The sequence below is a fragment of the Stenotrophomonas sp. STEN147 genome (genome assembly GCF_056757995.1).
In genome coordinates, this window is sequence record NZ_JBRRCG010000023.1 from 40,612 (window position 1) to 52,304 (window position 11,693).

General features: G+C 67.2%; 13 protein-coding genes. 3 read left to right on the top strand and 10 right to left on the bottom strand.

Annotated features, from left to right (window positions below):
- Positions 1-65 precede the first annotated feature (65 nt).
- From ACVOKU_RS17230 to ACVOKU_RS17240, 3 genes are all read right to left on the bottom strand, one after another.
- Positions 66-503: a hypothetical protein gene (locus ACVOKU_RS17230; RefSeq protein WP_481560486.1), complete on the bottom strand. Its 438-nt coding sequence runs from the start codon at positions 501-503 to the stop codon at positions 66-68.
- Between the two features lie 57 nt (positions 504-560).
- Positions 561-878, bottom strand: coding sequence for a hypothetical protein (locus tag ACVOKU_RS17235; RefSeq protein WP_481560487.1), 318 nt, complete (start codon positions 876-878; stop codon positions 561-563).
- Between the two features lie 86 nt (positions 879-964).
- Complete coding sequence (locus ACVOKU_RS17240) at positions 965-1,321, bottom strand: hypothetical protein (RefSeq protein ID WP_481560488.1); 357 nt, start codon at positions 1,319-1,321, stop codon at positions 965-967.
- Between the two features lie 712 nt (positions 1,322-2,033).
- Here ACVOKU_RS17240 and ACVOKU_RS17245 point away from each other — a divergent pair.
- Both ACVOKU_RS17245 and ACVOKU_RS17250 read left to right on the top strand, forming a co-directional pair.
- On the top strand, positions 2,034-2,885 hold the full coding sequence (locus ACVOKU_RS17245) for an alpha/beta hydrolase (RefSeq protein WP_481560489.1): 852 nt from the start codon (positions 2,034-2,036) through the stop codon (positions 2,883-2,885).
- A gap of 82 nt (positions 2,886-2,967) precedes the next feature.
- Positions 2,968-3,906 (top strand): alpha/beta hydrolase, encoded by a 939-nt coding sequence (locus ACVOKU_RS17250; protein WP_481560490.1) that lies wholly within the window; start codon positions 2,968-2,970, stop codon positions 3,904-3,906.
- Positions 3,907-3,943: 37 nt separating this feature from the next.
- Here ACVOKU_RS17250 and ACVOKU_RS17255 read toward each other — a convergent pair whose 3' ends face one another.
- Both ACVOKU_RS17255 and ACVOKU_RS17260 read right to left on the bottom strand, forming a co-directional pair.
- Positions 3,944-4,366, bottom strand: a complete 423-nt coding sequence (locus ACVOKU_RS17255; RefSeq protein WP_065174769.1) for a response regulator — start codon at positions 4,364-4,366, stop codon at positions 3,944-3,946.
- Between the two features lie 92 nt (positions 4,367-4,458).
- Positions 4,459-5,220 (bottom strand): CPBP family glutamic-type intramembrane protease, encoded by a 762-nt coding sequence (locus tag ACVOKU_RS17260; RefSeq protein ID WP_481560491.1) that lies wholly within the window; start codon positions 5,218-5,220, stop codon positions 4,459-4,461.
- Between the two features lie 150 nt (positions 5,221-5,370).
- Between ACVOKU_RS17260 and ACVOKU_RS17265 the strand changes: the two genes are divergently transcribed.
- Positions 5,371-5,688, top strand: a complete 318-nt coding sequence (locus ACVOKU_RS17265) for a TFIIB-type zinc ribbon-containing protein (RefSeq protein ID WP_053520162.1) — start codon at positions 5,371-5,373, stop codon at positions 5,686-5,688.
- Positions 5,689-5,721: 33 nt separating this feature from the next.
- Here ACVOKU_RS17265 and ACVOKU_RS17270 read toward each other — a convergent pair whose 3' ends face one another.
- From ACVOKU_RS17270 to recQ, 5 genes are all read right to left on the bottom strand, one after another.
- The gene (locus tag ACVOKU_RS17270; RefSeq protein ID WP_065174771.1) at positions 5,722-6,234 is read right to left on the bottom strand and encodes a GNAT family N-acetyltransferase; all 513 of its coding nucleotides are present in this window, start codon (positions 6,232-6,234) and stop codon (positions 5,722-5,724) included.
- A gap of 81 nt (positions 6,235-6,315) precedes the next feature.
- Positions 6,316-7,284 carry a copper resistance protein B gene (locus ACVOKU_RS17275; protein WP_481560492.1) on the bottom strand — a complete coding sequence of 323 codons (969 nt, stop codon included), beginning with the start codon at positions 7,282-7,284 and terminating at the stop codon, positions 6,316-6,318.
- Positions 7,281-9,089: a copper resistance system multicopper oxidase gene (locus tag ACVOKU_RS17280; protein ID WP_481560493.1), complete on the bottom strand. Its 1,809-nt coding sequence runs from the start codon at positions 9,087-9,089 to the stop codon at positions 7,281-7,283. Before ACVOKU_RS17280 ends, ACVOKU_RS17275 begins: the two co-directional genes overlap by 4 nt.
- A gap of 74 nt (positions 9,090-9,163) precedes the next feature.
- Complete coding sequence (locus ACVOKU_RS17285) at positions 9,164-9,544, bottom strand: CopL family metal-binding regulatory protein (protein WP_481560494.1); 381 nt, start codon at positions 9,542-9,544, stop codon at positions 9,164-9,166.
- Between the two features lie 151 nt (positions 9,545-9,695).
- Positions 9,696-11,498: a DNA helicase RecQ gene (gene recQ / locus ACVOKU_RS17290; protein ID WP_053520157.1), complete on the bottom strand. Its 1,803-nt coding sequence runs from the start codon at positions 11,496-11,498 to the stop codon at positions 9,696-9,698.
- Positions 11,499-11,693: the final 195 nt, after the last annotated feature.

Consider the following 11,693-nt stretch of genomic DNA (forward strand, 5'->3'; position numbering starts at 1 on the left):
TGAAAAGCGGTGCCGGCTTGCGCGAGGCGCGTTCGGTCCAGCAGCAGCCCAGGAGCGTAGCTCGATTACTTGATGCTCTCGGGGCTGAAGCCGCGCTTGAAGTGATACTCAACCAGCATCCACCCGCTATCGATCCCTGTATGGGCCCAGGTTTCGATGGAGCCATCTGCCTGGCGACTCGTGATCGTGATCGCCTCGCCCTGCCGCCCTGAGGCGGGCAGCTCCACGGTTGGGCCGCTGGATGTTCGAGTCAGCGGCTGCGGCTCAATCTGCCTGCGGACAATCGAGATATCTCCCCCAGAGGTGATGGGCGCATGTCCGGGAGACCATGCCTTGACCCACGCCAGAATGGACGCGGCCTCGACGGAGCCTGCTGGCCAGGTCGTCCGCGATTCCACGGTGGTGCGCGCCTTCACGGGTGTGGCCTCGGCAACGGCCAGTGCCGGGCCGACAGACACACTCGTCAACAGCGCGATGCCGAAAGCAAGCGACTTCATCTGCATGGGAGTTCCATTCCTTGAACAACGATCAGCGGACGCGTTCCCAACCTCCTGTGGAGGCTACTTCGCCGTCGCAGCCTTGGCCTCTGCTGCCTCGCGTTCCGCCGCCACGGTGGCAGCCACATTCGCAGCGCGGGCGGCGGCGTTTGCGGCCCGCTCCGCTGCGGTACGATCCGCATCGAACTGCGCCTGCCGTTGGACGCTGTATCTGCGCTCCAGTTCCACTGATGCAGCGAAGCTGTCCGGGTGTTTTACGGCGCAGGCCTGCTGCACCAGTTGCACTGCACGGTCGGACAGCCCGGGCTGGAGGTTAGCGAGCAGGCAGTCGCCATACGGTGCGGATGCGGCTGGGCCTGCGGCCAGTGCGACGACGATCATTGCATTCAACATGTGTACCTCCTTGTAGGTTTGAACATCACGATGGACCGGTCCGGCCCGAGTATGGACCGCTTTGCGGCCGCGGGCTACTCGGCCCGCACATCCCGGCACACCAGTTCCGCCAGGCTGCGGCAGGCGAAGAACAGCCCTTCCACCACCCCGGCGTCCAGATGGCGGTCCGGCGTGGCCATTTCCCGGCAGCGGTCGGCGGCGTGCAGCATTTCCGCCACGGTCAGCATGCCGATGGCCGCCCGTTCCACCCGCGACAGGGCAACCCCACGCCCTGGGGAGACGTCGGCCTCAGGCCAGGGCAGGCCATCGTCACCTTCACCCGCGCGGATGCGTTTCAGGCAGCCCAGGAAGGTGCTCAGTTCGGGCGACGGGTTGTTGTCGTCATCATTGATGCTGGCGGCGTATGAAGCATAGTGCGGGCGTTCGGTCATCTCGGCTTCCTCGGCTCTTGCGTGGGCGTGCCACCGCGCAGCGCGGGTGGCGGGCGATGCGTGGCTGCAAGCCGGAATGACATCACGCAGTAACCGGCGGGTCCGAAAACCCCCACGCACCGCCCGCCATAACGGCCGACGGATCACCCGCCGGCACCATCCAAAGACAGCGTCGGCCGGTGAGCGCAAACAACAGCGTGAATGTCATTACGAGCTTGCAGGCCCGGCGCCACCTGTTGTCGGTGGCGCAGCATGATGTTTACGCCTGCGCCTGGACTTCAATGAGGATAATCCGAAGCAAAATGCGGAATCCGGACGCGCGACGATGGTGTCGCAGGCCACGCTGGTGCAGCAAGCGACAGTGCGCGACGCATGTGCTCTTGGGCTTGGTCAATCGCGCGGGGAAAATGTCGAGAACTGCCGGTGACAGCGAGTGTGCCGTGACGCGGCACGTGGAACGGAGGCGTCACATTTGCATGAGATGGTTGCTTGGCCAGCGAATGATGCCCTCGAAAATCGGTGCATTTGCGACGATCGAGATGTTGGCGTCCGCGCCAGAGCGGCGTGTTGTAGAGCCGAGCCATGCTCGGCTGCAGTTCGCGTCAGGGCCAAGCCGAGCGTGGGCTCGGCTCTACAGTGATCCATCCACGCTTGGCGTGGATCTACAGCGACCTCGCGCTATGCTCGGCCTCTTTCCCAGGACGGGTTCCCCATGCGCCTCATCGTGCTTTCGCTGTTGTTGTCCGCCGTCTCCGCCGCGCCACTGATAGCCGCCGAGCCGGCCCCATCCACACGGACAACGCAAGCCACCCCGTTGGTGATCGGCGAAACCTTCACCCTCGAATCGAAGGCGCTGGGCGAGACCCGCCGCATCAATGTCTACCGCCCGCAGCCCTGGGGGCTGGACCCGAACACGCCGCTGCCGGTGCTCTACATGCCCGACGGCGGCATCGGCGAGGACTTCCTGCATGTGGCGGGGCTGGTGCAGGTGCTGACCGGTAACGGCAGCATGCGCCCGTTCCTGCTGGTCGGCATCGAGAACACCGAGCGCCGCCGCGACATGACCGGCCCCAGCAAGGACCCGCAGGACCAGAAGATCGCGCCGCGCATCGGCGGTTCGGCGGCCTACCGCACCTTCCTGCGCGATGAACTGATGCCGCAGGTGCGCCAGCGCTACCCGACCACCGACGAGCGTGCGTTGATCGGCGAATCGCTGGCCGGCCTGTTCGTGGTCGAGACGTTGCTGCAGGAACCGTCGCTGTTCAACAGCTACATCGCGCTGGACCCCAGCCTGTGGTGGAACCGGGGCACGATGCTGGCGGGTGCTGCCAAGCAGCTGCCGGCAGTGATGCGCGCACAGCCGCGCGTGTTCCTGGCCAGCAGCGGGCAACCGGAACTGGCCAGTTCCACGGCGCAGCTGGCTACGTTGCTGCAACAGGCGTCGCCGTCGCCGCTGGTGAAGTACCTGCCGCTGCCGGAAGAAACCCACGCCACGATCTATCACCCGGCCGCAATGCAGGCACTGCGCACGCTGTTCCCGGCGCCGCCAGCGGCTTCGCCCTGACCGCACTGGCACCGGCGTGCACCGCATGCAAGGATGCGGCAGCGGCGCCATCCGGTGCGCCGCCCGTAACGGGAGCGTGTGGATGCAGCGTGTGCGTGGATGGAGTGCGGCGGCCTGCCTGGCCGTAAGTGGCTGTGCGATGTCGGTGGCGCCGCCGGCACCGAAGAGTGAAGCGAAGGAAAGCGCGGCCAGCATCGCGCCGGGTGTGGTGTTGCCGGATACCGAGGCGCTGCGCGTGCACGATCCGGTCGGCCGCGACTACCCGGTGTGGGTGGCGTTGCCGGCCGACTACGCCGCACATCCGGAAAAGCGCTATCCGGTCCTGTACGTGACCGACGCGCTGTACAGCTTCCCGCTGGTACGCAGCGTGCGACACATGGTGGGGCAGCAGGGCGTCAACATCGAAAACTTCATCCTGGTCGGGCTGCCGCCGCAGGAGGGGCTTACCTCCAGGCAGAGCCGTTCGCGCGATTACACGCCCAGCGACCCGGCACGTACCGATCCGCGGGACTACAGTGATGACGTCAGCTACGGCGGTGCCGCGCACTATCGCGACTTTCTTGCCGAACAGGTGCTGCCGATGATCGATGCGCGCTACCGCACCGATCCGGCGCGGCGTGCCTATGCAGGCCATTCCTATGGTGGCCTGTTCGGTGCCTATGTGCTGACCACGCGCCCGGACATGTTCCGTAGCTACATCCTGTCCAGTCCGTCGCTGTGGTTCGATGATCATCGCGTGCCGCGCATGCAGGCGGAGGCCAAGGTGCCGACGCAGCCGACCACGGTGGTGCTGTCGGTAGGCAGCTTTGAAACGGTCAAGCCCGAGCCGCGTTACTTCACCCGCAACGACATGCTGCGCGACAACGCCGAGTTCGCCGAGCAGCTGCGCAGCAGCGGGCGTTCGTTGAAGGTGGAGAACATGGTGATCGATGACGAGGACCACTTCACGGTCTACCCGGACATGATCACGCGCGCGTTGCTGAGGGTGTTCCCGGGCACCGGGCCGTACAGCAGCGGTTGACGGCGGATGTCATCCACGCAGGGCGTGGATGGATGCTTCACGCCGCCTGTGCATCCGGCCCGGTCAATACGCCCACATCCGCGTGGCGGAAGCACAGGCGGATCGCATCGAGCAACTCGCTCATGTTGTACGGCTTGGGCAGGAAATGGATGCCGTCGCGCAGCTGCGGCAGGACGGCGTGCTGGTCCATGCCCGAGGTCACCAGGATCGGCAGCTGGGGATGCAGGCCGCGGACCCGGTTGGCGGCTTCGATGCCGCTGATCGGGCCCAGATTGACGTCGGTGAACAGCAGGTCGAAGCGCTCGCCGGCGGCCAGCAGGCCCAGTGCCGCTTCGGCAGAGCTCACCCCCACCACGTGGCAGGCCTGGCTTTCCAGCGCCATGCGGCTCAGTTCGCGGGTCTCCTCCGCGTCCTCGATCAGCAGGACGCGCGGTTCAACGTGGCGCTTGGACAGCAACATGACGCGACAACTCCGGACAGCGACGGTGAAAAGGCGCGCAAGTATGCGCAATCCGGTAGTGATCCCGGCGTGCACGGCAGGCCACGTGGGTGTTACAGGCGGGGGCGCCGGCGCACGCCCCAGGCCAGGACCGCGACCGCCAGCAGAGCCGTGCCGATGCGCAGGCTGGTGGCCTGCCAACCGAGCGCCACGGCGTCGTCCAGGCTGAACACGTTCCAGGCCAGGTTCATCGACACGTGCAGCACCAGGCCGCACCACAGGGTGTTGCCATCCAGGCGGTCCAGCCAGGCGAAGACAAAGCCCCCCAAGGCGATCACCGCGCCGACGAACAGCGCCACCCCGCCGCCATCGAAACCGCCGAATCCAAGCCAGTGCACCATGCCGAACAACAGGGCCTGCGGCAGTGCGAGCAAGGGCCACGGGCCGCGCACGATCTTCACCAGCAGAATGAAGCCCAGGCCGCGGAACAGAATCTCTTCGGCCAGCGGGAACAGAACGGCCAGCATCGTCGCATCGAGGGCGGTCAGCGCCGTGTTGGGTCGGCCGAGCACGGCCAGACCCACCCAGCAGGGCAGGCTGGCCAGCAGCACCCATAGCGGTCCGCGCATCCCGTTGCCTCGCAGGCCGAGGCTTTCGGCCAACCCCATGTGGCGCGGACGCAGCAGCAGCGCCAGCAGCACGGCCACCAGCACCGCCAGGGCGTTGTCGAGCAGGCTGCCGCCATAGGGGATCGGCAGGCCGGGGATGGGCCGCCCCAGCGCCGCCGCGATGTCGCGTACGTTCAGCCCCAGGCCCGTTCCCAGCAGGACCAGCAGGATCCGGGCGGCAGTCGGCAGGCGGGACAGGACACTCATCAGCGCATTCCATGCGGGACCAGACCGCAGTGTGCGAGGCGGCGCGATGCAGGGCACGCGCCGGAAGTCCCCCTGCCATCGGTCATGCGTTGCCGGACAGTCATCGCAGAGCAGGTAGAGTCCAGAGCAGACCTGACAGGAGCGATGCCGATGCTGTGCCCCGTGTGCAAGACCCAGACCCTGCAGATGGCCGAGCGCCATGGCATCGAGATCGACTACTGCCCGAATTGCCGCGGCGTGTGGCTGGATCGTGGCGAGCTGGACAAGATCATCGAGCGCGCCAATGCCGGTGCGGCGGTGCCGCCACCGCCGCCAGCACAGGCACAACCGGCGGCAGTGCCACCGCCGGTGATGCACCGCGATACCCGCCACCTTGGCCAGCGTCACGACGAAAACCGTGGCCAGCACGGTTACGGCTACAAGAAAAAGAAGAAGGAAAGCTTCCTGTCCGACCTGTTCGATTTCTGACAGGCCCACGGGGCAGCTGTGATCCCGGGGGCGTCAGGCCCGGCGCAGGATGAACTCGCGATCGCGGCTGTCGCCGACGATGAAGTCGTATTCGCCGGCCTTGCTGCAACCGTAGCGCGCGTAGAAGCGCTGTGCGCCGAGGTTCTCCTCCCAGACGCCGACCCACAGGGTGCGGCGCTGCGGCGTATCCAGCCAATGCAGGAACGCCTCCATCAGGCGCGCCCCGTGGCCGCCGTTCTGGTACGCCGCCAGCACATACAGGCGCTTGAGTTCGATGTCGCCGTCGCGGGCGTCGACATGCGGCAGGGTGTTGGCGCCTGCGGCCAGATAGCCAACCACCGTATCGCCATCGAGCAGCAGCCAGACCGCGCTGCGTGGATCGGATAGCTCGATGCGCTGCGGTTGCGTGCTGTAGTGCGCATGCAGGAACGCATGCAGATCCTGCGGCGGATAGGAGTCGCCCCAGGTTTCGGTGTAGGTGGCGATGGCGATCGCTGAGAGCGCTTCAGCGTCGGCGAAGGTGGCGCGGCGGATCTGCAAGGCCATGATGAAAGCTGCGAAAGAACGTGCCGCAGTGTAGCCGGCCCCGGTCTGAACCGGGGCCGGCTGCTGCACGCAGTGTGCCGACTAGAACCACATGCGCACGCCCGCTACCCAGCGCGTGTCGCGCGCGTGGTCGCCGGCATAGTCGGCGGTATCGCCGAAACTGCGCTCATGGGTGACACCGATGTAAGGCGCGAAGCGGCGGCTGAACTCGTAGCGCAGGCGCAGTCCGGCCTCCACCTTGTTCAGGCCGCGCCCGATGCCGTACTCCGGTTCGTCCTTGCTGGCCACGGTGGCCTCCACCAGCGGCTGCAGGATCAGCCGGTTGGTCAGCAGCACGTCGTACTCCACTTCGGCCTTGGCCAGCAGCTGTCCGCCGGAGCCGGCATAGAGCGTGGCCGAACTCTCGAACTTGTACGGCGCCAGGCCCTGGATGCCGATGGCCGCCCAGGTTCGGGAATCGGCGGGGCGGAAGTCCTGGCGGACACCCACCAGCACATCCCACCAGGGCGACACGCTGCGCCCGTACAGTGCTTCCACCGCCGAGGATTCGGTGCGACCGTCACTGCGCTCGCCATCGGTACGCAGCCACAGTCGGTTGATGTTGCCGCCGATCCAGCCGGTGGCCTCCCAGGCCTGGCCGTTGCTGTTTTTGCCGTCCCAATGCTCCAGGCGGTCGATCAGCAGCAGGCTGTTGATCTCCGGCGCATGCTCCATCGCGCCATGGGCGATGGGCGGGAACGCGGCGGCACGATCGGCGTCGGTGGGCACTGGAATGGGCTCGCGCGGCTCGGTCGGCGCGGACGTGCCGTGGCCCATCGCCGCGTGATCCATCGTCGAATGATCCATCGTCGAATGATCCATCGTCGAATGATCCATCTTCGAATGATCCATCTTCGAGTGATCAACCGCTTCTTCGGCAGTGGACTGCTGGATCTTCGGTGCTGGTGCGGGCGTGGGCCTGTCATGGCCCGCGTGCGACTGTGCGAAGGCAGGCAGTGCGACGGTCAGGGCCATCGCCAGCAGGCTGGGGGAGAAAAGGGAGCGCTTCATTCTTCGATCCTCACTTCGCGCATCATCCCCGCTTCCATGTGGTAAAGCAGGTGGCAGTGATAGGCCCAGCGGCCGAGCGCATCGGCGCGAACGCGGTAGCTGCGGCGGGTCCCGGGCGGCATGTCCACCGTGTGCTTGCGCAGCTGGAAGTTGCCCTGCGCGTCCTCCACGTCGCTCCAGACGCCATGCAGGTGGATCGGATGCTGCATCATCGTGTCGTTGACCAGCACGATGCGCATGCGCTCGCCGTAGTTCAGCCGCAGTGGCTCGGCGCTGGCGAATGGAATGCCGTCGAACGACCAGGAGAACTTCTCCATGTGGCCGGTCAGGTGCAGCTCGATCTCACGGCTGGGCTCGCGGCCATCGGGGTCCTCGAACAGGCTGCGCATCGCGCCGTAGGTCAGCACCTGGCGGCCGTTGTCGCGCAGGCCGATGCCGGGATCGTCCAGCTTGGGATCGGTGGCCGAGCTCTGCATGTCCACCAGCGGATTGTTGCGTTCGCTGGCCGGGTGATTCGGAGCCTTGCCGGTGGTGGCCGCGCCGCCATGCGCGCCGTGCCCCATGCTGGCGCCGCAGCCGCCTTCCATGCCTTTCATCGTGGCCATGTCATGACCGCCGTGACCGCCGCCCATGTCGTGGCCCATATCGCTCATCGTCAGCAGCGGGCGCGGGTCGCGGGCGGGAACCGGCGCCTGCAGGCCGTGGCGCACGGCCAGGGTGCCGGCCGCGTAGCCGGTGCGGCCCATGTCCTGGCAGAAGATGGTGAACGCATCCTGCCCGCTGGGTTCGACCAGCACGTCGTAGGTCTCGGCGGGGGCGATGCGGAACTCATCGATGCTGACCGGATGGATGTACTGGCCATCGGCAGCGACCACGGTCATCTTCAGGCCGGGAATGCGCACGTCGAAGTAGGTCATCGAGGCGCCGTTGATGAAGCGCAGCAGCACCTTCTCGCCAGTGCGGAACAGCCCGGTCCAGTTGCCGGCCGGCGCGGTGCCGTTCATCAGGTAGGTGTACGTATGCGCGTTGATGTCGGAGATGTCGGTGGGTGTCATCCGCATCCGTCCCCACATGCCGCGGTCGGACAGCGCCGCGGACCAGCCATCGCGGCGCACATCGCGCACGAAGTCGGGCAGGGTGCGCTTGTAGTAGTTGTCGTGCTCGGCGAGCTTCTTCATGCGCCGGAAAAGTGCACCCGGGTCCATGTCGGTCCAGTCCGACAGCATGATCACGTGCTCGCGGTCGTGCCGGTACGGGGCCGGCTCGGCCGGGTCGATGATCAGTGCGCCATACAGGCCGGCCTGCTCCTGGAACATCGAGTGGCTGTGATACCAGTACGTGCCCGACTGCTTGAGCTGGAAGTGGTAGTGGTAGGTCTCGCCGGGACCGATGCCGTTGAAGCTCAGGCCCGGGACGCCGTCCATGTTGGCCGGCAGCAGGATGCCGTGCCAGTGGATCGAGGTCGGGTGGCGGTCCAGCGTATTGCGCACGAACAGATCCACGGTCTGGCCCTCGCGCCAGCGCAGGATCGGTGCCGGCAGCGAGCCGTTGACGGTGATCGCCGGCCGGGTGCGACCGGTGAAGTTGGCCAGCGATTCGCCGATGGCCAGTTCCAGGCGGGTATCGGTCAGCACGGCCGGTGCGCCGGCCAGGCGCGGGGCGGCACTGGCCGCAGCGAGCGCGCGCTGCGGCACGCCGACCGCGGCGATGCCGGCAACCACGCCGCCGGCGGCGAGACCCTGAACGAACAGGCGGCGCGACGGCATGGGCAAGGCGCCCGGGCCGGGGGGAATGCGGGTATTCATGGTGGTGACTCCAGACACGGTAGGACGCCGGCAGCGGGCCGGCTTGAGTGCGCGTGGCGCGCGACGCGTGTGGATCAGGCGATGGGAGGGCGGGAAAGTGGCGGCAACGGCGGCGCCGGGCGGCCGTTGGCCGGCATCGGCTGCGGTGTCAGCGACAGGCCGGGACCGGCCATGAAGGGCAGCGCCTGCACCGCCAGCAGGGGATGCTGGGCACAGCTGCGCAGGCAGTCCTTGATCTGGCAATGCGCATCGTGGGCCGCCGGTTGGGCCTGCGGTGCCTCGTCGGCGGACATGCCGGCGTGGTGATGGCAGTCGGCGTCGCCCGCCATCGTCGCCATCATCACGTGGGCCATGCGGCCCATCTCCTCATGACCGCTGGCCATGGCCGCGTTCAGCCCGTTGAGCAACAGGCTGAGCATGAGCACGACGCGGAGCAGGGTCGAGGCCAGGGACATGGCGCTAATCTAGCCGCAAGCGGGCCCGGATGCACTTCCGGCTGAATGGCCGGTTCAAGATTGGAGCGGCACCAATGTGGAGCCGAGCCCGCGCTCGGCTGCTTCTGCGGCAACAGCCGAGCGTGGGCTCGGCTCTACAGGAGGCCCGGCGCTACCCCTCTTCGCGCACGATTTCCACCAGGCGCGGACCATAGCGGCTCAGCTTGGTGCCACCGATGCCGCCGACCCGGGCCAGCTCGTCCAGGCTGGTGGGGCGCTGTTCGGCGATGTTGCGCAGGGTACTGTCGTGGAAGATCACGAAGGCCGGCACGTTCTGCTCGCGGGCCAGTTCGGCACGCAGGCCGCGCAGGGCATTGAACAGGGCCAGATCCTGCGGGGGGACCGACAGGCCGGTGCGCTGCGCGCTGCGTTCGCGGCCGGCGCTGGTCGCAGCCTCGCGGCGCATGTTCACCGTGCGGCGGCCCTTCAGTACGTCGCGGCTGGCATCGGTCAGGCGCAGGCCGCCGTGGCCTTCGCTGTCCACTTCGAGCAGGCTGGCGGCCACCAGCTGGCGGAACACGCTGCGCCAGGTCCGTGCATCCAGGTCGCGGCCGATGGCGTAGGTGCTGAGCTGGTCATGACCCTGCTGGCGCACCTTCTCGTTCTCGCTGCCGCGCAGGATGTCGATCAGGTGGCCGACGCCGTAGCGCTGGCCGCTGCGGTAGACGCAGCTCAGTGCCTTCTGCGCGGGAACCGTTGCGTCCCATGCCGCTGGCGGGGTCAGGCAGTTGTCGCAGTTGCCGCAGGGGCGGGGATAGGTCTCCCCGAAGCCGGCCAGCAGCACCTGGCGGCGGCATTGCATGGATTCGCAGTAGCCGAGCAGGTGGTCGAGCTTGGACCGCTCCAGCTGCTTGCGTTCCTCGCCGGCTTCGGACTGCTCGATCATCTGCTTGAGCAGCACGACGTCGCCCAGGCCGTAGCACAGCCATGCTTCGGCCGCTTCGCCGTCGCGGCCGGCGCGGCCGGTTTCCTGGTAGTAGCCTTCCATCGACTTGGGCAGGTCGGTATGCGCAACGAAGCGCACGTCCGGCTTGTCGATGCCCATGCCGAAGGCGATGGTGGCGCACATGACGATGCCGTCCTCGCGCAGGAAGCGGCGCTGGTTGTCCGCGCGTACGTCGGCGGGCAGGCCGGCATGGTAGGGCAGGGCGTTGAAGCCCTGTCCGCGCAGGTACTCGGCGGTTTCCTCGACCTTGCGCCGCGACATGCAGTAGACGATGCCCGCCTCACCGCGATGGCCGCGCAGGAAATCGGTCAGCTGCTTGCGTGCGTTGTCCTTCTGCACCACGGTGTAGCGGATGTTGGGGCGGTCGAAGGAGCTGACGAAATGGCGGGCATCCTGCAGGTCCAGGCGCTCGGCGATCTCGCGCTGGGTCGGCGGATCGGCGGTGGCTGTCAGGGCGATCCGGGGAATCTGTGGCCAGCGCTCGTGCAGCACCGTCAGCTGGCGGTACTCGGGGCGGAAGTCATGGCCCCATTGCGACACGCAATGGGCTTCGTCGATCGCGAACAGGGCGATCCGGCTGCGCGAGAGCAGGGACAGGAAGCGACCCGTCAGCAGGCGCTCGGGTGCGACATAGAGCATGTCCAGCTCGCCGGCCAGCAGTTCGCGTTCGACGCGGCCGGCAGTGTCCGCGTCCAGCGTCGAGTTCAGGTATTCGGCGCGCACGCCCAGCTGGCGCAGGGCTTCGACCTGGTCCTGCATCAGTGCGATCAGCGGTGAGATGACAATGCCGCATCCGTCGCGCAGCAGGGCGGGCACCTGGTAGCACAGCGACTTGCCACCGCCGGTGGGCATCAACACCAGGGCGTCGTGACCGGCAGCCACGTGCTCCACGATGTCCTGCTGCGGACCACGGAAATCGTCGTAACCAAAGACGCGGTTGAGCAGGTCGTGCGCGGGACGGGAAGCCATCGCGCTAGTTTACCCCGGAGGGAGGGGCAGGGGTTCGGCAGGGCTGCGCCCTGCACCTGCAGAGGCAACTGCAACGGCAACGGCCGGAGCAAAAGCGGGTTTCCTGTGAGTTGGCGGGGTGGGTCCGGTTGCGGGGGACGCCGCAAGTACGTCCCTGTAGGCTCGGTCGCGCCATCCATGGCGCTCACGCCCCCG

Coding starts and splice junctions, on each gene's coding strand:
- ACVOKU_RS17230 (WP_481560486.1), bottom strand. CDS start 503: ATGCAGATGAAGTCGCTTGCTTTCGGCATCGCGCTGTTGACGAGTGTG.
- ACVOKU_RS17240 (WP_481560488.1), bottom strand. CDS start 1,321: ATGACCGAACGCCCGCACTATGCTTCATACGCCGCCAGCATCAATGAT.
- ACVOKU_RS17250 (WP_481560490.1), top strand. CDS start 2,968: ATGCAGCGTGTGCGTGGATGGAGTGCGGCGGCCTGCCTGGCCGTAAGT.
- ACVOKU_RS17255 (WP_065174769.1), bottom strand. CDS start 4,366: ATGTTGCTGTCCAAGCGCCACGTTGAACCGCGCGTCCTGCTGATCGAG.
- ACVOKU_RS17245 (WP_481560489.1), top strand. CDS start 2,034: ATGCGCCTCATCGTGCTTTCGCTGTTGTTGTCCGCCGTCTCCGCCGCG.
- ACVOKU_RS17270 (WP_065174771.1), bottom strand. CDS start 6,234: ATGGCCTTGCAGATCCGCCGCGCCACCTTCGCCGACGCTGAAGCGCTC.
- ACVOKU_RS17260 (WP_481560491.1), bottom strand. CDS start 5,220: ATGAGTGTCCTGTCCCGCCTGCCGACTGCCGCCCGGATCCTGCTGGTC.
- ACVOKU_RS17265 (WP_053520162.1), top strand. CDS start 5,371: ATGCTGTGCCCCGTGTGCAAGACCCAGACCCTGCAGATGGCCGAGCGC.
- recQ (WP_053520157.1), bottom strand. CDS start 11,498: ATGGCTTCCCGTCCCGCGCACGACCTGCTCAACCGCGTCTTTGGTTAC.
- ACVOKU_RS17275 (WP_481560492.1), bottom strand. CDS start 7,284: ATGAAGCGCTCCCTTTTCTCCCCCAGCCTGCTGGCGATGGCCCTGACC.
- ACVOKU_RS17280 (WP_481560493.1), bottom strand. CDS start 9,089: ATGAATACCCGCATTCCCCCCGGCCCGGGCGCCTTGCCCATGCCGTCG.
- ACVOKU_RS17285 (WP_481560494.1), bottom strand. CDS start 9,544: ATGTCCCTGGCCTCGACCCTGCTCCGCGTCGTGCTCATGCTCAGCCTG.
- ACVOKU_RS17235 (WP_481560487.1), bottom strand. CDS start 878: ATGATCGTCGTCGCACTGGCCGCAGGCCCAGCCGCATCCGCACCGTAT.